Source organism: Paenibacillus sp. JNUCC-31 (assembly GCF_014844075.1).
Classification (GTDB): Bacteria; Bacillota; Bacilli; order Paenibacillales; family Paenibacillaceae; genus Paenibacillus.
The window spans coordinates 4,672,586-4,691,654 of the sequence record NZ_CP062165.1 but is presented as its reverse complement, the minus strand read 5'-3'; the positions used below and the strand labels follow the sequence as shown (position 1 = coordinate 4,691,654).

Below are 19,069 nucleotides of genomic sequence, written 5' to 3'. Positions count from 1 at the left end.
GAGAAAGCAGAATGCTTTCATGAAAGCACACATTCTTTCGGTGATAGCCAAGAAGCCTCCGTTTAAATTCAGAATTTATTTTACACCTGAAAGCAGCCCCGGAATTTTTCCCCTTCCTAACTTTAGAATAAATTCGTTCAATTTATTTGCATTATTGTCCGTCGCTTCGTAAGTCTTTTCCCCAAAAGTTAAATTGCTATTTAATCGATACGTTTTATTCCCTTCATTCAGGTCTAAATAATACAAATACCCGACACCCTTGCTAATCGTTTCTTGAACTTTAATGTTCTTTATTTGGGAAACGATGTCTTGAATGGTTTTTGAATCGGTGATTGACAACTTGTTTCCATCGCTAAATTGTAAATCGATACCATCTACTTTGGATAAATCACTTTTTAACACGTCTGTTAGAGGCATAATTTTCTCCCCCGTCTCATCGTTTTCTAAACTGCCACATCCAGAAAGGAACGAAGCAAATAGTACAAGCAGCACAACTATATATGCAGATTTTCTAATGCTAAGCATATTGTCACCTCCTACCTCCAAGACGAAGATTCCCATAAAAGGTTACATTAAACAAAAAAACACCCTATAAGATGACCTTTTTTAAAGTGTCTATCTTATAGGGTACATTATAATAAAGGCTACTCCCTTCTTTTAGTTTGGTACAACCTTTACCGTCTCGTTCCAAGAAAGTTGTGGCAAGTAAATGTAAACATCTGTCGGAGTGTTGCTCCAGGTATCATGTACGATCACGTATCTGAATTCAGCGAAATAACCTACAAGTTGCAATTGCGGCACCTCAGAATCTAGAGAAAGCGAGAAGCTTAATTAACGAATATATTCTGTTTTACAACGAGGAGCGTTGCCAAAACAAACTGGGCGACCTCTCCCCTGTTGAATTTCGGGGAAAAATCGCCGCTTAACCAAAGATTTTCTATTTTTCATTCCATTTCGCTTGCCCTCTTACAGGTGATCTCTCTTTCTTCTTTATACCAGCTTCTTGCGGATGTATCCCGAGATCAGATCAATGATCGTAATCATCACGATAATACCCAGCAGGATAATACCTACTCGTGGCCAGTTCCGTGTGCTGAGTGCGAAGATCAGCGGTGTACCAATCCCCCCTGCCCCAATCACACCTAGTATGGTTGCGGAGCGCACATTAATCTCGAACCGATACAACGTGTAATTCAGGAATCCTGGCAAAACTTGTGGCAGTACAGCAAACCACAGCTGCTGCATGCGAGTCGCTCCGGAAGCGAGCAACGCTTCAGAAGGACCATAATCAATATTTTCCACTTCGTCAGCGAATAGCTTACCGAGCATCCCTATGGAATGCAATCCAAGGGCGAGCACACCCGCGAAAGAACCCGGTCCTACCGCCTTGATGAACAGCAAAGCCATAATAATCTCCGGGAACGTACGGATAAAGCTGAGCACCATTTTGCCTGTACCCGATACAGGACGGAAGCTGCTCATATTTCGGGCAGACCAGAACGCAAACGGGATGCACAGTACAGCGGAAATGACGGTACCCAGCACGGAGATCGCCAGCGTATCCAGCAGCCCTCGCAGCAGATCCTCACCCTCAGGCAGATAGACAAAGTTCCAATCCGGGGAGAAAATTCCGGCAACAATCGCCTTCATGATCTGACCAGCGGTTTCCTTGAAACCGGTAAACGGTACACCGGCAAGTGCCCAGGCATACACAAGGATAAGCAAGAGTACAATGACCCAGCGAAGCGGGTTTTTCCGTGGTTTGCGCCGGATAACGCTTGTTTCATTTTTCATCATAACAATTTCTCCCGCAGCTTAGTACTTACATAATCAATAATCAGAACAATGACAAGGGTAAACAGAATGATTACACTCGTTTTGTCATATTCCAGGAAACCAAGTGTCGCTTCATAATACAGCCCAATGCCCCCTGCACCGACCAATCCGAGAATCGCGGCGGCGCGCACATTAATCTCAAAGGCATAGAGCACATAGGAAGTAAACTGGGCAGCCAGTTGCGGCACCACGCCATAGATAATGAGCTGAATCCGATTCATGCCTACAGCGGTCATCGCTTCAAGGGGGCCCTGATCAATCGTTTCCAACGTTTCGTAGGTCAGCTTGGCAATCAGTCCCACCGAGAAGACGGCGAGTGCCAATATACCCGGAATCGGCCCCAGTCCAAATACAGCAACGAACAGCGCAGCCAGCAGCAGATCTGGCACGGTACGAATCAGGTTCAGTACAAAGCGGGCCGGATAATAGATCCAGCGGCTGGGCATCAAATTACCAGCACAGATGATGGAAACGGGAATCGCGATGATTGCACCAATCGTTGTACCGATGAGAGCCATACGAATCGTCTCCAGCATGCCCTGAACGATATTGTCAAAATAGGTCCATCGCGGCGGGAACATCTCCCGCAGTAGGTCCAGCATGTTCGGAAAACCTTCGATCAGTTCACTGAAGCTGGCATCCGTCTGTTTGGCACTTGCCCACAAAAGCAGGAGAATGATGATCAACGTGAGCAGATGTTTGGTGCGCCCCGGTGGTTTGGGACGGTGGATCGTCGAACCTGAGCCTGGGCCAGGACGCTTGCCCTTCCTCGAATCGTTCTGCAATGATCCATCTATCGGTACATTCACGGGCTGCTTCATACCAGAACTTCTCCCCGCTGTTCCTGTACAGCCTGTTTATCCAGCAGCTCGTCTGCCAGAATAGGTCTGCCATAAATTTCTGCAAAACGCTCATCCGTCGCTTCGGAAACAGGTCCGTCAAACACCACTTCGCCCGCACGCAATCCAACAATACGGGTCGCATATTCTCTTGCGAGGTCAATAAAGTGAAGGTTAACAATGGTTGTAATTCCGAGATCCTGATTGATGCGTTTCAGATCATCCATAACCTGTTTCGTTGTCAGCGGATCAAGTGAAGCGACAGGCTCGTCTGCCAGAATGATTTTTGCTTCCTGTGCAAGTACGCGAGCTATGGCTACCCGCTGCTGCTGCCCACCGGACAATTGATCCGCGCGGGAATAGGCTTTCTCCGCAATATTCACCCGCTCCAGTGCTCCAAATGCGAGTTCCGTATCCTCTTTGGGAAAACGTCCCAGAATGGTACGCATGGTGGAATGATATCCCACACGCCCAGCAAGCACGTTGCGAAGAACACTGGAACGTTTCACAAGATTGAAGCTCTGGAAGATCATGCCGATATCCCGACGAATCATGCGAAGTGACTTGCCATGGGCTTTCGTAATCGACTTGCCATTAATCAAAATCTCGCCTTCGCTGATATCATGCAGTCGGTTAATGGAACGCAAGAGCGTTGATTTCCCTGCACCAGACAAACCTACTACGGCAATGAACTCCCCCTGCTTAAATTTCAGATTAATATTATTCAGGCCTTTCGTGCCGTTAGCATAAGTTTTCGTTACATTGTGAAGCTCAATCATGGCGTTAATCCTTCTTTCATTAATATGGTATTTCTTAGAGTCACGCTGTAATGGGACAAGCCAGCGCAGCGTATGTCACGCTGAACTGGCCTGCCCGCTGAACCGATGAAGTTCTCCAATGAAAAGATAAGCAATGCAATGCGATCATTAACTATCTTTCTTTTAACAGAAAACTACTCTGTTTTCACTTTTTCGCCGTACTCACGAACGATATCAAATTTGCTGTCATCCGACTCTACGTAACCTTCGTGTGTGTAGATTTCCTTAACGATCTCGTGACCTGCAGGATCTTTACCGATGTCGATGAACGCTTGTTTGATCTTCGCAGACCACTCTGCATTCATGTCTGTGCGAACAGCAATGGTGTCATTAGGGATTGGCTCTGTGAACGCCAGTACACGGGTGTCTTCGAATACAGTTGGGTAGTCTTTGGATACTGTGTTACGAGCATCCTGGAAAATCGCTGCTGCATCAACATCACCGTTCAGTACAGCGATAACGCCTTGGTCATGACCTTTTACCGTTACAGGTGTTACATCTTTCAACGGATCAATGCCTCTGTCCAGCAACAGGGCTGCCGGCCATACATAACCTGCGGAAGAAGTTACGTTCTGATAGGCGATTTTTTTGCCTTTCAGATCCTCAATGGATTGGATCGGCGAATCTTTTTTTACGATAATCATGGATTTATACGAATCTGCCAGTTGCTCGGTTGGAGCGCCAGTCTCATCATTTACGCCAAAACGTTGTGCCTGAAGAATAACTTCAGCTGCGCCTTTTTCTTTGGCAAGTACATAAGCCGTCGGAGGCAAGAAACCAACGTCCACTTTATTGGAAGCCATTGCTTCAATAATTGTGTTGTAGTCTGTGGATACGCTAACCTTCACCGGGATGCCCAATTTGTCACCCAGCAGCTTCTCAAGCGGTTTCGCTTTGGCTTCGAGTGTATCTGCATTTTGTGATGGAACGAATTGTACAGTCAGTTCAGTTGGCACATAACCTTCAGCGGCTTTGTCTGTTTCTGCCGTTTCCGTACCGGGTGCATTCGAGCTCGTATCAGCTCCGTTAGCTGAACCTGTTGTACTACTGTTAGACCCACAAGCACTTAGAAACAGAACCAAAATCAACAATGGTAAAAATAAAGCAGACTTCTTCAAGCGAACACCCTCCAAAGAGTTTCTATTTTTCAATACTTGTCTACTATAGTCGTCGAATATTTGCGCGATGTGAAACGAAATTTGGAGTTTTGTAAAGTTTCCTGTCAGGCTGTCAGAGCGACTTTCATCTGGTAGAATAGGCTCATTACGGCAGATGATACAAGTAGAAATGGTAATTACTACGTACTCCGCCGCCAGAATGACCTGGGATTTCATATGTTTAAACTTATATAGTTAGAGGAGATTGTAAAATGACATCCATAACATCTACGTCAAGCTTCGACATCATAGTAACCAGTGACCTGCATGGGGCCATTCGGCCCATTCATTATAATACCAATGCCTATCGTCCAGCCGGGCTTGCTTTGCTGGCTTCACTGATCCGGCGGGAATGGGAATGCTCACCTGAACTGCTGCTCGTGGATAATGGCGATCTGTTGCAGGGTTCTCCTTTGGCCTCATATGCGGCGTCCTTTGTATCAGATCATGAAGTGCATCCCTTCATTCACGTTCTGAATGAACTAGGCTATGATGCTGCCGTGGTGGGCAATCATGAATTCAACTACGGACAGAAATTGCTGCGTAAAGCCGTGGAAGACTCTCATTTTCCTTGGCTATCCGCCAACATTGTTATGGATCGTCATAAAGAAGATCCTTATAGAGAGGATGAGAGAAATCATGAAAGTGACCATGAAGGGTTAGCGTCACAACACAGCGCCGACGATCAGCCGTCGTACAAAACGTATCAGGATGAACAGGTCGTGATCCATGCATATGAAGGGAATCCTGAAAAAGAAATACGGGCTGTTGCGCCTCCTGGAGCAGGCATACCTGCCTTTGGCCCTCCTTATCTGATCAAAACGTTGTCCTCGGGCGTTAAAATTGCTTTGCTGGGCGCAACGACACACTATATTCCGAACTGGGAGCATCCGAAAAATATAGAAGGTTTACAGTTCCTTGACGCTCTGGAGACTATTCGTGCGTGGGTTGGCTATATTCGTGAACATGAACAGCCGGATGTGCTCGTGGTCAGTTATCATGGGGGATTTGAAAGTGATCTGGAGACAGGCGAACCTGCCGAAAGGTTAACCGGAGAAAATCAGGCGTACGCCATCTGCCGTGACATTGAAGGGATTGACGTTCTGCTCACCGGGCATCAACATCGTCAGCTTACGGCTGAAATACATGGGGTGACCGTCATCCAGCCGGGGTTTAGTGGAAACGGTGCAGGTCAGGTATCCGTCCAGTTGGAGCGTTTATCGGATGGAAAATGGCAGATTGCCGGAAAACAGGCTCGCTTGCTGCTTTTGGATGAACATACGGACTTACAGCCCGATGATGCTGTTATGAAACTGACAGACGAGCTGGAAGCAAAAGCACAGGCATGGCTGGACCAGCCGATTGGCGAAGTTGCCGGAGACCTGTCCATCGCAGATCCTGCCGCACTGCGGCTTGCTGCGCATCCCTTCATGGCTTTTGTACATCAGGTACAGATGGAAGCAACAGGTGCACAGATTTCCAATACGGCATTGCTTAGTGAAGAAGCCCGAGGGTTCGGTTCCCTCATTACCGTTCGGGATGTATTATCTAACTTTATCTATCCTAATACACTGACCGTGCTGGAGCTTCGTGGGCAGGACATTCGGGATGCGTTGGAGCAAACGGCACGTTACTTTGAATTGGATGCTTCAGGCGACGTCGTCGTCAATCCCGCGTACATGCAGCCCAAACCGCAACATTATAATTACGACATGTGGGCAGGCATCGAATATGAGCTGGAAATCTCCAAACCTGTAGGGGATCGTGTGGTGAAGCTGGAACGTGAGGGTATACCTGTTGCAATGGACGCAACGTACTCCGTAGTGATGAACAGTTATCGTGCGGCGGGTGGTGGTGATTATGCCATGTATCCAGGCAAAAAGGTACTGCACGAAGGCGCCACGGATATGGCCGCATTAGTGGAAGATTATATTCGCAGGCATCAACCAGTGACGGTGGAGCAGGCGAATAACTGGCGGGTAATTTAAGTTTCAAAAATAAAATCAAGCCAGTATGTATTTCAAAAAAAGTACAATCACCAAATTCGATAGTGCGGAAAATCCATTAGCTAATGTTCCAGGGCGTGTCTTCAAACAGTTTGAAGACACGCCTACTCTTATGAAACCATATCTTTTATTCATAGGTTTCACTAAGTCCCCTGCGTTGAAGTGAATCGAAAAAGTGATGTTTGTTTTTACTAATCAAACTTTGGGTTATTTGTTGTCCAATTTGATGGTCAGTTTCGGAAAGTTCAAGCATATCCCGAATTATATTATATCCATAATTAAACTCATAAAACTTATTTGAATAGGGTTCAATGTATAGCGTCTTCTCTTCTAACTTCAAAATATGCTCCAGTTGAGTACCTTTGGGAACATGATCTAATCGAGTAATTATGATTTGGGCAATATTGGGATTAATCTTATGTTCGTTCAACTCATCAATAATATCAGAGACTACCTGACCATATCTTGTTGCAATAGTATGAGGGATGCCTTTATACTGCACAACGATGTTATTCACTTGAACCTTTTGATAAGGTTCATTTGCTAAATGCCTTCCATTCCATATTTGTCCAAGGGGAACTGCGATGTATGCGGCAGCGATAATCATGAGAATGAAAAGCAATATTTTTTTTTGTCGGCGAGGCCAATCGACTCCGCTCCAACAATAGATGGCCAGCATCAGTATACCAAGAAAAAATATCGACAGCATATTAATCATATCAGGGTAATCTGGATACATAAAATTCAGAGTTGGTGCAACGTACCGAACACTCTCCAGTTTATAACCATGCATTAAAGTGAGGACCATGTACAAAGATACACTGCATAGAATAGCCATTTTAAAAGGTAATAAAGAAATTACAAACGCAAAGCTGATTGCGAAGTAAGATAATCCGAAAATAACAAACATAAGCAGATAAACAGGAGTGTCTTTAAAGATTTCACGAATAGTGAAAAATAAGAGGGTTGAGGCTGGAAGCGTACAAAAAAAACTAAATAACCATGACTGCAAAGTTCTCCGTATAGGATTCCAGTTGGTAAGTCTTATCATATGAACCATATGGTAACGCTTAGGTGAATTCAATATAACAAGCGTCATGGTGGACATGAAAAGTCCATATAAAGGTATGGTAACAGGCAATTCATCTATGAAAAATACAAATTTGGTCAAATACAACATGAACAGTCCCATGTAGAAAGCCCAGATATGTTCACTGCGCCATAGGACCTTTAGTTTTAAAAACCATAACCGTATCATGTGCGTACAACCTGCTTTCTGAACAACATTGAGCTGATCAAAAGCATGAGGGCTACCCACAAGACTAAGACATACCGTTGAAGCATAAAATTCGGCTGTAGTATCATTTCCGATACATAATCTGGATTAAACCAGATCGCAAACATGGGTTGTTGGACATATTGAATACTGATAATCAAGTAAATAAAAACTAAAATAGTACTGTATATCGTCCTCTTAAAAATAAGTGAGCATAGTCCAGTTAACGAGACAACAAAGGATACGGTTAAGATGATTTGCAAGAGTGTAACTAACCATAAGAGATTAGGAGCTTGGTTTGATAATGCAAACCAATAAATAGAATCGATCAGTATCAAACTCATGCTTATTCCGGCCCCAACCGCTACAAGCTTAGAGATTAAATAATTTGCTGGGCTAATTAGATAAAACATGATCGTTTTCAGTTCGAAGTCTCTTAGTTTTCCGCCCCAAACAGCATTTACGAGAACGGGGACTAGAGGCGTCACAATAATCATTTGGAGCTGAAGCATAGAAAGCCAACGATTTTCAAAGCGGGTCTCTCCACTCATTTGTGCCAAAACAAGTGGGATTATCGTTGTGAGAAAAAAAACAATGATAAGTAGCATGCGATGTTTTAGCAAAGATTTAAACGAAAAATGAAGTTGTACCATAAATTCATTCAATGGTTATACCTTCTTTCTATTCGTATAAATATAGGCGTGCTCCAAAGTAGGCTCTAATAAAAGGCTGCCTTCCAACGGGGTATCCGATAGATAGCGTATATGTACACCACTTGCAGTGACCTGTGTTGAGATGATTAGTGCACCTTGTTTTTGAAGCTTCTCTGTCACATTCTCTCCGCTGTAAAGCCACACCTTTCCCTCGACCGATTTGATGAAAGCAGGGATATCTCCAAAGTAGTTAACATTCCCTTGGTGCAGTACAAGAACAAAATCTGTTGTAAGTGCAACATCTTCGACAATATGAGTGGAAATAATAATAGACCGGTCTGTTGCAAGAGTTGTTAACAATTGTCTAAACGATACACGCTCATGAGGATCAAGTCCCACGGTAGGTTCATCAATCAATAGTAACTTGGGGTTGCCGACAATAGCCTGGGCAATACCTAAGCGTTGCTTCATACCTCCAGACAAAGCATTGAATTTTTTGTTTCTTTGCTCCAGCAATCCAACCTGCTTGAGTTTTTCTTCAATTTCTGTTATCCGCTGCCTCCCATGAATATTTTTCAAACGACAAACATATTCAAGAATCTCCTGCACGGTCAAGTGGGGAAAAAAATCAAACTTCTGTGGCAAGTAGCCAATCTGTTTTCGAATCGTATGTAAGTCCTGAACGACATCCATGCCTTCATAGTCTACTTGACCTGTATGGGGGGCAATGAGCGTGGAGATGATTTCGAGCAATGTCGTTTTTCCTGCTCCATTTTCGCCTAGCAAACCAAGTATTCCAGTATTCATTTCAAAAGATACATTCTGGAGAATAGGCTTATCGTAATGTTTCGAAAGATTTTTAACGCTCAATTTCATAAATACTCACCTGCTACCTTATTTTTATTTTGACATCTCAGTCCTTAGATACATAATTCGATTTTTTCATCAACCAAGCCAGGTGGAAGTGGATCATGAGAGATGATAATAATCGCCTTATTGTTCTCTTTCAAAGAGTGCATCAATTCGAAAAAAGTTTGTTTATGCATCGCATCCAGTGCAGAAGTGACTTCGTCAAACAAGTATAATTCTGCATTTACTAGTAGTCCTCTAGCCATGGATAACTTCTGTTTTTGACCAACAGATAGTTCAATTCCATTAATACCGATTAAAGTATTATAATTATGATCTAGTGAATCAATAAACGAAGCAATACCAACCATTTCACACACCTTGCGTAGTTCTCCCGAAGTTGCTTGAGCGTTCCCCAGTAAAAGATTCTCACGGATTGAGCCAGAAATGACTTGAGGTTCTTGAGTAACCAAACATACCTCATTACAATATACAGAACGAGGGATATCATTAATATCTGATCCCTTATAACGAATCTCACCTGTATAGTTCCGATAAAATCCTGCTAGAATTTTTAACAAGGTTGATTTCCCGCTCCCGTTTGCCCCAGTAATTTGAAGAATTTTTGATCGAGAAACAGACAAGGTTAATTCATTAATACACCTAATACCAACTTCAGCATAGCTATAGGAGAGATTCGATATTCCCATGACATTTCCGGTAAAATTAGTTAAACTCCCCAAATCATATTTACCTTTCTCATTGCTATTTTTTAATGCTGGAGCCGGAATATTGTCCATTCGATTTATAGAGACCACGGTTTCCTGTACCAGGACGTTAAATTGAGAAAACCTTAACAGAGAGTAATTGAAATTGCTGGAATACGTTGTGAATGCTACAAGTTCCCCCAGAGTAAGATTGTGATTTCCAATAAAATAAAGTCCACCCAAGAGAATTGCTATATATGAAATAAAGTTTAGGCCTTCTACTGTACCACTAGAAAGAATGGTTATCCTGTTCTTTTTTAATGATGACGATTGATAACTACTCAATTCCCCTTCAAACTTTCGAAAGATCACACCTTCTGCATGAAAAACTCTAAATAGCGTGAATTTCTCCAAGATCTCATTCAATAAATTAAGATAACTATCTAATTTCCGTTTAACAATCGCGTCCCAAAATTTTATTTTTTTTCCAAATACCAAGAATGATATAAGTAATATCGGCCCAAGAAGAACTAAAATTAATGAAAGTTTCAGATTGATTTTAATGAGTATAATAATAATAAAGATGAAACTGATACTATCTACGAGAAACTTTGCTAAGTCCGTTACGGCAATTGAGAATGCTTTTGTATCATTTTCAACTTTGTTAATTATCTCTCCCTTGGGGAGCGATTCGAAGATGTTCATAGGAAGAAAGAAGATACGTTTAATTAGATCAGTCTTTAAACTGAATTGAATTTTATAAGAGATACTTGCTACTTTATATTTGCACACCAAGTTAAAAAGAAGACTCATCAAACAAACAATAAAAATCAAAAAAACGATAAAAAAAGCATCCTTAATCTGGTTAGAACTAATCAAATCAACGAATTTTCCAAACAGGATAGGCTGTATTATTCCAAAACACAGAGGCAGTCCCATGAATAACAAAATTGTCACAATCTCACGATTATAAGGGAGCAATCTTTTATATATAAAAGCAAGACCTTTCATAATTGAATCTCCTTAGTAATACCCTTTTAAAAGTTAACCTAGCAATATCTCTTTTTCTTCTTCTGTCAAAGTTAAGTAAAGATGAAAAATGGACTGTAATTGTGTTTTTGTAAGCCTACAATAATCCACCGGTGGTGATGTTACAGCTCCAGATAACTCATAGTTCTCATGATGACAGCCACCGCCACACAAATTTCTAGCCCAACAATAATTACAATTTTGCCGATTGGATGTATGTGCTTCTAGAAGAAATTCATTTTTCTTATAATGATCAATATCAGAGTATACGTTGCCCTGTTTGTAATTTTTATTGTTAACGAAGCGATGACACGGATAGAGATCACCATGAATATCAACAGCATAAAAGTTAACCTCGGCTCCACATGAATAGGTCGACTCGAAACCACTATGTAATCTCTGTAAAAATTTCATTACATTATTTATCTTTTTAGCCTTACTATATTCCTTCGCTTCTATAAGTTTTAGAAAATACTGTGTTAGAACCTCAAATTCTACACCCAAATCTTCAAAACTCTCTCTGTTAAACATTTGCATAGCAGGTGCTAAAAAAGCACTTCGAAAATTCAAAGAAAATAAGTGTTGGTATATTTCTGTATAGTTCGTATTTGCGGGAGTAAGTGTAGAACGCACTCCCAACTGTTTTTTGTCTCTGAGCTCTTCCGTACGATTCATGATTATTTCGTAACTGCCTTTTTGGTTACCATAAAACCTATTCTGATCATGAGCAGACTTCTGGCCATCAACACTAATTTGAACATAGATATCATGAGCCCTAATAAAGTTAATGATTTTCGGAGTAATGAGGGTTCCATTACAAGTCATACTATATTTAATTTTTTTATGATGTGTCTCAGCTAGTTTATTAGCATATTGTACAACTTGCTCGATCGTTTCAAAATTTAATAAAGGTTCCCCGCCAAAGAAAACAAGAGTCAATTCTTCAATATTTCCTGAATTCTGAATTAAAAAATCCACAGATCTTTTCGCAGTTTCGAAATTCATTTTTCCTTTTTCATTGTACTCGCCATCTCCAGCATAACAATAGGTACACTTTAGATTGCATTCTTGTACCATCATAAGTGTTAGAGCGCTGATTGTTTGAAAATGGGCTGTCTCAATTTCTTTAGTTTTTCTTTCTTGATTGATCATTTCATTCTCGATCAGAGAATCAATGACTTCGAGAAACTCTCCTTTCTCTAATGGCGAAGGTAATTTATTGTATAACACCGATGCTGTTTCATTTTCCGACTTGAGAATCATCTCTAAATTGTTATCAATTTCATATAATGCATTACTCTCTGGAACGTATGCATATTTAGTAGAATTATGCTTTAGAAGCATAACATCTCCTGGTGTGATGCGTTCTTCCCAAACATTTGTTAATTCGTTCATTTCCTTTGCTCCATTCTATACGTTGTAAGTTATTCTTGATAAAATAACGCTCAAAAAACCCAGATTATTTCTTAGAACATCTGGGTTCTTTGCTGAGGAGTGTGTCTAGTAAAAAGTCACTTCTCACAATCTAACCATCAGAATCTTTGGTAATGCAAGTTTCCCATCCACCTGAACATCCCCAGTCAAGTGCATCACATTTTACACAGTAGTCCTTTGTATCACATGTCCAACATAACTTTGAGTCAGAAGAACCCTTAGCAAATCCCTTATTGATTTGTTTAAGCATATCTCTACCTCCCTTCAATTAGATTAACAAACAAATATAATTATTAAATTGTATTTACAAGAGAAATTATCCGATAAATCCATTAATTAAACAGTAATAAATATCATTTACATTTCTTCATGTTCGATTTTTAAAAGGAACATTATTGTAAAAAGAGCAGAACCTTCATGTACGAAGGTTCTGCTCTTTCCATTTCGTCTCGATCTAAATCAAAGTAGACGCAAGTGCGGCAAGCAAAAGAATGGCCACCCACACCAGTAACAAATTTGCCATGATCAGCGCAATCTTGAATTTGTAATTTTTATAGAACACCCAGCAGGTGAACGATGCCAGGACCGGAACCGGATAGGTAGCCAGCACCCCTGCGGCGATATACTCCAATACATAATCATTCGTATTGCTGCTGGCAAACATATAAAAGCTGATGAGCAGCATATAAGGATAAGCTACCAGTGTAATTAAATTGATCGCATTGATAAAAAAGAGCCAATTCGCCACGGTACGATTTTTCATGACAAGGGACCTCCCGGAATAACAATCTCACCCCAGTATATCCACAAGATTACATACCGTCACGGTTGTATTTTCCAGTACATCCTGATTTATGCCTCTGCTGTCATTTGACCTGTCTTTTCCGCCACCGAAACCAATGCCCCGTGCTCATCCGCCGAACGCATTTCGGCTTCAATCATTTCAAGCGTGCCCGTTGCGCTCTCCGGTGTACATACAGATACAGGGGCACCTGCTTGCACGGACTGGATAAAATATTTGAGCTGGTGATAATATCCCGTGTCGGGTGACAACTCAGCGACGAAGCCGGGTGCATTGTTCGGATTTACTTTCAGCTCACCATTCTCAAATACCAGATTCCCCTGTTCGAAATTAACTCTATACGTCATGGAGAAACCATAGTCTCCCCCCAGCGTCCAGTCGGCTTGGGCATTCAGCACTTTTCCGTCAGGGTATACGTAGTTGGTGGACACCGTATCATAACCGCTTCCCGGAATTACGTTACGGGCAAGTGTGGAGACTTGATCCGGTTTACCAAATAGCCAGTGAATGATGTCCGCATCATGAATGTGCATATCCAGTATGCAGCCGCCGCTTTTCTCGCCATCCAGGAACCACTCTTGAGGCAAACCTGAACCCCGGAAGAAATAACCTGCATTTACCGCTCCATAACGACCATCTTCTACAACAGATTTCAGATAGGCATAGGCTGGCCAGAAGCGTAAACATTGACCAATCATCAGTGTTTTTCCGGTCGCTTTGGCGGTCTCTGCCATCTTCCAGCCTTCCGCCGAATGACGTGCAACCGGCTTCTCGCACAGCACATGCATGCCTTTCTCCAGCAAGGAACACGTTAGTTCAGCGTGCAATGGCGTAGGCAGCGTAATATCGATGATATCCAGTTCTTCTTGCTCCAGCATCGCGTCGATGTTGTCGTACAAACGATAAGGTGTGAGATCATATACCTCTTGCTCTGTTGCCATATTGCCAGCTGCTTTACCGTTCTTCAGTTCCTCTATTCTCAGATCGCAGATGGCTACCAATTCCACAGGTTCCCCTTCGGAAGCAAGGCGTACATAGTTATCGAAATGCATACGTCCCATAAACCCAAAACCGATCAATCCCACTTTTAACATGCTTCTACCTCCCGAATAAAATAAAATTTTGCGTTCCAATTCCCATTGTTAGATGTATCCCCTATTCCAAAGAACATCCAAGGATGGCATCCATCGCTTTGGATGTATTAAATATGATCTGCTTCGAATGATGAGTGTACGGCGGAATCATCTCGGCAGTCACATAGTTGTCGTAACCAATGGCCTGCAATGCCTCCATCACCGCCGGATAATTCACATCTCCAGCCAGCAGATCCACAAACCCGTGAAGTCCTCCCGCTTGACGGCGGTAATCCTTGAAATGCACCTTTTTGATCCGATGGCCGAGAATGCGAACCCACTGCTCCGGATAACCGTTCTGTACGACATTGCCCACATCGAGATACGAACCTATATATTCTGAATTAAACGAGTCAATGAAGGAACGCAGTTCTAGCGGTGACACCAGGAATTTGTTCCATACGTTCTCAATGCCAATGGATACGCCGGTACTTTCCGCATACGGCAGCAGGTGCGCAATCGCTTCCTGCGCCCGCTCGTAGGCGACTTCATAATCCGTCACTTCGCTGTCTGGAATAAAATCCACACCAACAGCACCTGGAATGACCAGAATGGTATCCACACCAAATGCCGCGGCAAGCTCGAGCTGCTTCTTACATACATCCAATGCTTTTGTACGGATCTCTGGACGAGCACTCGTCATCGGGTAATCCCAGTACAAACCGGTTGCAAGTCCCGCGATCTCAATCCCGGCCTCTTCGAGACGTCCCTGAATATCACGGACCTCCTGATCCGTGGCAGACAGACTCAGCTCGCCTTCTCCATTAAGCGATAGTTCAATCCCTTCAAAGCCAGCCTGCTTCGCCGTCTGAATACAATCCGAAATCGAGGCATCTCCTGGAAACGACCATATGTTAATCCCTTTTTTCATGTCAAACCCCTCCTTCAAAATATGGAACCCTGTTCTTCTGCAGTGCATGGCTATCCCAAACGAAAATGACCAAAACAGGCAGGCAAATGAAAGTTTACAGCCCCCGTAGGCTGCCATGCCTGATATTCCCGATCTCCCAGCACATTCTCATCAATACGGTAAACATTAACCCTCCAACATACCCCTTTAGCCAGGGGAGACCTGAAGTTACTGGCGGGAATATGGATCAAATACACACGATTGCCCTGCCGATCCACTTCTACAGCCGTTTGTAAACCCTCCACCTGCCAAGTTACATCTGCTTTCAATTCGGAACCCTCGCCGTTATTGTGAATGAGTGCATCAAATACCACGTTGTGCGGGCTGACCTCCAGTTCCATGTAGTTCCTGCCATCGCCTTGTTCATCAATGAACAGTTCAACCACATCCTGCTCATATAATGGCTGATCCCTTTCTGTGAAATCAGATACGACGTGATCATCCTGGCATACAAATCGAATATGCAGGAATTCGGGACTCCAGCCAAAACGGACTTCCGTGGATTGATGAGGTGGTCTGCCTGTCACCGTATCCACCAGTTCCACTGGGACACACTTTTCCCAATCCACAGCAGAAGGAAATCCATTCCGTGCAACTGAACGGAGTGGTTCGCAGCAATAACTCGTGCTCCGTTCCACAGGGAGAGAGCGCATTGTAATTCATCTCCTTTTTAGCATAATCCGTGATGTTGTCTCTCTCGTTTGAACATGTGATAATACATATATTATAAATAATTCATCCGATCATTTATTTAGGAGATAAAGAGATTTTTTGCACAATTCCGTTTAGTTTTAATTAAATCTGTTTGTGCCAATCTCATTGAAAAAGGAGATGGAATTTATGTCTCTCCAACCAGCGGTATATCCTCTGCAACGAACCGTCACTTACAAGGACTGGTCTCCCAACGTGCATTATGCTCAGTTCCAGAGCCTTCCTCCCGGCAAGCTGGCAAAGCGGCGTTTGTATGATTTTGAACTTCTGTACGTCTCTCAAGGTGAAGCTGCAACTTATATGAACGGTAAAAACCATACTCTGAAGGCGGGACAGTTGATTATGCTGCCATCCGGTGTCTATCACCAAAATGAGGTCGTATCCAGCCCGGAAGCTCGTTTTATCGGCATTCATTTTGATTTCTTCAATGAATTGACCATTCAGACCGAGGCGGATATGGTGGTTAACGAAGAAACGGTTCAGCCTCATAAATTCGCAGTGGAAGCGTGCGCTGAGGGCATGACGCCGTTATCCTCCAATCCGGTCTATACCCCTTCTCCAGCTGCCGTGCAGCTCATGGAACAACTGGTTCATGAATTCACCATGCGTCCACCGGGATATGAACTGGTATGTAAAGCTCTGATGCTGCAATTATTAACCCATCTGCTGCGTTCATCCTGGCGAAATACACCACGCCATGATTCGGTACACGGAGAGAAGCTGCTCGAACTCATGAAACGTATAGAGGTCGCCCCATCCGACCCGTGGACCAATTCGAGCATCGCCAAACAATTGAACCTGAGTGTGGATCACATGGCCAAATTATTCAAACAGATTGCGGGCATGCCACCCAACGAATATATTCAATCCATGCGCCTAAGCGAGGCACGCAAACTATTGCGGGAAACGGATCATTCCATTGAGGCTGTGGGTGTACAAAGCGGTTACCCGGACATTCACTATTTCAGCCGCATGTTCCGCAAATATGAGGGCATTTCGCCCCGGGAATATCGGAAGTTGTCCAGAATGCTGTAAAAGCGAATTCTATATGATAAAGTAGGTTAATTCACGGTTAGTCGTATTCAGCATTGATTTTTTTTCCAAAAAAGGTTATTTTATAGACAGCTTAGTGATAAGCAAGTTCCTGACACGAAGGGAGATGTTTTTAATGGCAACTACTTATATGGTGGTTTCGTCTTAAAACCGAATAGTAGGCATATGCGAAAAAAGCGGGAAAACGGCCGTATTATTTGGTATGCCATCCAAAGTAACCTTTCGTGAATATTGCTGTTTGCAGATACGATGAAGGTCGTATCTTTTTTTACGTCCTGATGCCGTGCGACAGCAGCTTCTTTAGAGGCTGCTTGTCCATGGCATTTTTGCGTCCAAAAAACAACATTAAAGGAGCTAACAAAAAACATGATGGATTTGAAAACCTATGGCTATACAGAAATAGATGCAATTCAAGGCGGATTATTGCCCGGCAGGGTGACGGAGCTTCGTCGAGAGCGCTTCACGGTCATGACTGAGCGTGGGGAAGTAACGGCAGTCCTCAAGGGAACTTTCTATCACGGCGCGGAAACACGCGTGGACTTTCCGTGCGTCGGTGATTTTGTCTTGCTGCACCACAACGAGAGCGGACATTCACTCATCGTTACGGTATTGCCCCGCCGCTCCAAGTTCTCACGCGCGGATTACTCAGGGCATGCCACAGGCTATGCCAAAACCGTGCTGGAACAAGTCGTCGCTACCAACTTTGACTATGTGTTTATCCTTTCTTCTCTGAATTCGGATTTCAACGTTACCCGCATCATGCGGTACCTGACACAAGCCAGGCAGGGCAAGCAAACGAAGAATAACGGAGGTTGGAAGCTATGAATATTAATCTCCAAACGCTGATCTATGCCTTGAGCCAACAGTTCAGGAAGGATATTATCTCGGCCGACTGCCAAACCATGCCGTTACAGGGTGGTACTGTGGGAAATGTGTACCTGGTAACCGGGATCGTCGAAACCGCGTGTGGCAAAAAAATGCCGTACGATATCGTACTTAAAATTCAGAAGAAATGGGAGCGTTATGGTGATCCGGGTTCATGGCGCCGGGAATATGATCTTTATGAGTCTGACTTGGGAGCGACGTTCTCAGATGCCTTACGTTGGCCAGCATGTTATCACGCCGAGATGAATACCGAAGAAGATGAATTCCAGCTATGGCTGGAATATATCGACGGTGTAACAGGTTTGGACTTGACCGGTGACATGTATGAACAGGCTTCGTTGGAGTTAGGACGCTTTCAAGGTAAACTGTATGCGAAACAGCCCACTGTACTGCAGAGCCTGACAAACCTGAGCCATGCGGATCTCATGAAGAATACGTATATGCATTACCGGTCATGGCCAATCGTCTACGATTATATTCGTTCGGAGGACTGTGAATTCCCGCAGCACGTACGGCAAATGCTTATCGACATCGATGAGCACGCGGACGAAATACTTGCCCGCATCGAAAGATTGCCCCTCGTGCTATGCCACCGGGACTTCTGGGTGACCAACTTGATCTACGCCGATGGAAAAATTGCGCTCATCGACTGGGATACATCGGGATGGGGCTACTTGGGCGAGGATCTCGCAAGCCTGATTGCGGATGAAGCGGATACCGATCATATGGTCGAATACTACCAGCGATGTGTCCCCGCGTATTACAAAGGCTTTTCGGAGTATGCAGATGTATCCCCTGTCGCCGATCATTGCGTCTACGAGCTGATCCTGCTCATATTCGGGTACAGGCTTGTGGAGGGGTATCTCCATGCAGAGGACGATGACCAGAAGGCGAAGCAAATCCATATACTCCAAAAAATTTATGAAATGAAGAATAGCACTGCCCAAGGTTGGATCTAAAAAAGAAACTCT

19 protein-coding genes are annotated in these 19,069 nt (G+C 43.4%); 5 read left to right on the top strand and 14 right to left on the bottom strand.

What is annotated here, in order from left to right:
* Positions 1-75: 75 nt before the first annotated feature.
* A complete protein-coding gene (locus JNUCC31_RS20380) occupies positions 76-525 on the bottom strand; it encodes a hypothetical protein (protein ID WP_192264019.1) in 450 nt (149 codons plus the stop codon).
* Positions 526-764: 239 nt separating this feature from the next.
* Between JNUCC31_RS20380 and JNUCC31_RS33850 the strand changes: the two genes are divergently transcribed.
* Complete coding sequence (locus JNUCC31_RS33850; RefSeq protein ID WP_192273176.1) at positions 765-926, top strand: IS3 family transposase; 162 nt, start codon at positions 765-767, stop codon at positions 924-926.
* Positions 927-990: 64 nt separating this feature from the next.
* Here the strand turns inward: JNUCC31_RS33850 and phnE (JNUCC31_RS20370) are convergent, their stop codons facing one another.
* The 4 genes from phnE (JNUCC31_RS20370) to JNUCC31_RS20355 form a co-directional block, all read right to left on the bottom strand.
* Positions 991-1,797, bottom strand: a complete 807-nt coding sequence (gene phnE / locus JNUCC31_RS20370) for a phosphonate ABC transporter, permease protein PhnE (RefSeq protein WP_192264016.1) — start codon at positions 1,795-1,797, stop codon at positions 991-993.
* Positions 1,794-2,657 (bottom strand): phosphonate ABC transporter, permease protein PhnE, encoded by an 864-nt coding sequence (phnE, locus tag JNUCC31_RS20365; RefSeq protein WP_228469138.1) that lies wholly within the window; start codon positions 2,655-2,657, stop codon positions 1,794-1,796. Before phnE (JNUCC31_RS20365) ends, phnE (JNUCC31_RS20370) begins: the two co-directional genes overlap by 4 nt.
* A complete protein-coding gene (gene phnC / locus JNUCC31_RS20360; protein ID WP_024628881.1) occupies positions 2,654-3,454 on the bottom strand; it encodes a phosphonate ABC transporter ATP-binding protein in 801 nt (266 codons plus the stop codon). The genes phnE (JNUCC31_RS20365) and phnC overlap by 4 nt, the downstream gene beginning before the upstream one ends.
* A 173-nt stretch (positions 3,455-3,627) precedes the next feature.
* A complete protein-coding gene (locus JNUCC31_RS20355) occupies positions 3,628-4,626 on the bottom strand; it encodes a phosphate/phosphite/phosphonate ABC transporter substrate-binding protein (protein WP_416234452.1) in 999 nt (332 codons plus the stop codon).
* 236 nt (positions 4,627-4,862) lie between these two features.
* Between JNUCC31_RS20355 and JNUCC31_RS20350 the strand changes: the two genes are divergently transcribed.
* Positions 4,863-6,638: a bifunctional metallophosphatase/5'-nucleotidase gene (locus JNUCC31_RS20350; RefSeq protein WP_192264013.1), complete on the top strand. Its 1,776-nt coding sequence runs from the start codon at positions 4,863-4,865 to the stop codon at positions 6,636-6,638.
* Positions 6,639-6,783: 145 nt separating this feature from the next.
* Here the strand turns inward: JNUCC31_RS20350 and JNUCC31_RS20345 are convergent, their stop codons facing one another.
* The 9 genes from JNUCC31_RS20345 to JNUCC31_RS20305 all read right to left on the bottom strand — a co-directional run bounded on the left by JNUCC31_RS20345 (position 6,784) and on the right by JNUCC31_RS20305 (position 16,102).
* Entirely contained in the window at positions 6,784-7,914 is a 1,131-nt protein-coding gene (locus tag JNUCC31_RS20345) for a polysulfide reductase NrfD family protein (RefSeq protein ID WP_192264009.1), read from the bottom strand.
* Positions 7,911-8,597, bottom strand: a complete 687-nt coding sequence (locus JNUCC31_RS20340; protein WP_192264006.1) for a hypothetical protein — start codon at positions 8,595-8,597, stop codon at positions 7,911-7,913. The genes JNUCC31_RS20345 and JNUCC31_RS20340 overlap by 4 nt, the downstream gene beginning before the upstream one ends.
* A gap of 3 nt (positions 8,598-8,600) precedes the next feature.
* Entirely contained in the window at positions 8,601-9,461 is an 861-nt protein-coding gene (locus JNUCC31_RS20335; protein ID WP_192264001.1) for an ATP-binding cassette domain-containing protein, read from the bottom strand.
* A 44-nt stretch (positions 9,462-9,505) separates the two neighbouring features.
* Positions 9,506-11,152 carry an ABC transporter transmembrane domain-containing protein gene (locus JNUCC31_RS20330; RefSeq protein ID WP_192263998.1) on the bottom strand — a complete coding sequence of 549 codons (1,647 nt, stop codon included), beginning with the start codon at positions 11,150-11,152 and terminating at the stop codon, positions 9,506-9,508.
* Positions 11,153-11,185: 33 nt separating this feature from the next.
* Positions 11,186-12,565, bottom strand: a complete 1,380-nt coding sequence (gene papB / locus JNUCC31_RS20325) for a PapB family radical SAM/SPASM ranthipeptide maturase (protein ID WP_192263995.1) — start codon at positions 12,563-12,565, stop codon at positions 11,186-11,188.
* A gap of 493 nt (positions 12,566-13,058) precedes the next feature.
* Complete coding sequence (locus tag JNUCC31_RS20320; RefSeq protein WP_192263980.1) at positions 13,059-13,367, bottom strand: hypothetical protein; 309 nt, start codon at positions 13,365-13,367, stop codon at positions 13,059-13,061.
* Positions 13,368-13,456: 89 nt separating this feature from the next.
* Entirely contained in the window at positions 13,457-14,500 is a 1,044-nt protein-coding gene (locus tag JNUCC31_RS20315) for a Gfo/Idh/MocA family protein (RefSeq protein ID WP_192263977.1), read from the bottom strand.
* A 61-nt stretch (positions 14,501-14,561) separates the two neighbouring features.
* A complete protein-coding gene (locus JNUCC31_RS20310) occupies positions 14,562-15,410 on the bottom strand; it encodes a sugar phosphate isomerase/epimerase family protein (protein ID WP_192263974.1) in 849 nt (282 codons plus the stop codon).
* Positions 15,411-15,460: 50 nt separating this feature from the next.
* A complete protein-coding gene (locus JNUCC31_RS20305) occupies positions 15,461-16,102 on the bottom strand; it encodes a carbohydrate-binding family 9-like protein (RefSeq protein WP_192263971.1) in 642 nt (213 codons plus the stop codon).
* A 187-nt stretch (positions 16,103-16,289) separates the two neighbouring features.
* On the opposite strand from JNUCC31_RS20305, the gene JNUCC31_RS20300 reads away from it, so the two are divergent.
* From JNUCC31_RS20300 to JNUCC31_RS20290, 3 genes are all read left to right on the top strand, one after another.
* Complete coding sequence (locus tag JNUCC31_RS20300) at positions 16,290-17,195, top strand: AraC family transcriptional regulator (RefSeq protein ID WP_192263969.1); 906 nt, start codon at positions 16,290-16,292, stop codon at positions 17,193-17,195.
* A 486-nt stretch (positions 17,196-17,681) separates the two neighbouring features.
* Positions 17,682-18,038 (top strand): ribosome small subunit-dependent GTPase A, encoded by a 357-nt coding sequence (locus tag JNUCC31_RS20295; RefSeq protein WP_228469135.1) that lies wholly within the window; start codon positions 17,682-17,684, stop codon positions 18,036-18,038.
* On the top strand, positions 18,035-19,057 hold the full coding sequence (locus JNUCC31_RS20290; protein WP_192263967.1) for an aminoglycoside phosphotransferase family protein: 1,023 nt from the start codon (positions 18,035-18,037) through the stop codon (positions 19,055-19,057). Before JNUCC31_RS20295 ends, JNUCC31_RS20290 begins: the two co-directional genes overlap by 4 nt.
* The last annotated feature ends 12 nt before the right edge of the window (positions 19,058-19,069 follow it).

Excerpts from the sequence above, each read along its gene's own strand:
- papB (WP_192263995.1), bottom strand. The coding sequence starts at position 12,565 with ATGAACGAATTAACAAATGTTTGGGAAGAACGCATCACACCAGGAGAT.
- JNUCC31_RS20310 (WP_192263974.1), bottom strand. The coding sequence starts at position 15,410 with ATGAAAAAAGGGATTAACATATGGTCGTTTCCAGGAGATGCCTCGATT.
- JNUCC31_RS20380 (WP_192264019.1), bottom strand. The coding sequence starts at position 525 with ATGCTTAGCATTAGAAAATCTGCATATATAGTTGTGCTGCTTGTACTA.
- phnE (WP_192264016.1), bottom strand. The coding sequence starts at position 1,797 with ATGATGAAAAATGAAACAAGCGTTATCCGGCGCAAACCACGGAAAAAC.
- JNUCC31_RS20295 (WP_228469135.1), top strand. The coding sequence starts at position 17,682 with ATGACTGAGCGTGGGGAAGTAACGGCAGTCCTCAAGGGAACTTTCTAT.
- JNUCC31_RS20315 (WP_192263977.1), bottom strand. The coding sequence starts at position 14,500 with ATGTTAAAAGTGGGATTGATCGGTTTTGGGTTTATGGGACGTATGCAT.
- JNUCC31_RS20320 (WP_192263980.1), bottom strand. The coding sequence starts at position 13,367 with ATGAAAAATCGTACCGTGGCGAATTGGCTCTTTTTTATCAATGCGATC.
- JNUCC31_RS20300 (WP_192263969.1), top strand. The coding sequence starts at position 16,290 with ATGTCTCTCCAACCAGCGGTATATCCTCTGCAACGAACCGTCACTTAC.
- JNUCC31_RS20290 (WP_192263967.1), top strand. The coding sequence starts at position 18,035 with ATGAATATTAATCTCCAAACGCTGATCTATGCCTTGAGCCAACAGTTC.
- JNUCC31_RS20350 (WP_192264013.1), top strand. The coding sequence starts at position 4,863 with ATGACATCCATAACATCTACGTCAAGCTTCGACATCATAGTAACCAGT.
- JNUCC31_RS20305 (WP_192263971.1), bottom strand. The coding sequence starts at position 16,102 with ATGCGCTCTCTCCCTGTGGAACGGAGCACGAGTTATTGCTGCGAACCA.
- phnE (WP_228469138.1), bottom strand. The coding sequence starts at position 2,657 with ATGAAGCAGCCCGTGAATGTACCGATAGATGGATCATTGCAGAACGAT.
- JNUCC31_RS20330 (WP_192263998.1), bottom strand. The coding sequence starts at position 11,152 with ATGAAAGGTCTTGCTTTTATATATAAAAGATTGCTCCCTTATAATCGT.
- phnC (WP_024628881.1), bottom strand. The coding sequence starts at position 3,454 with ATGATTGAGCTTCACAATGTAACGAAAACTTATGCTAACGGCACGAAA.
- JNUCC31_RS20335 (WP_192264001.1), bottom strand. The coding sequence starts at position 9,461 with ATGAAATTGAGCGTTAAAAATCTTTCGAAACATTACGATAAGCCTATT.
- JNUCC31_RS20345 (WP_192264009.1), bottom strand. The coding sequence starts at position 7,914 with ATGATACGGTTATGGTTTTTAAAACTAAAGGTCCTATGGCGCAGTGAA.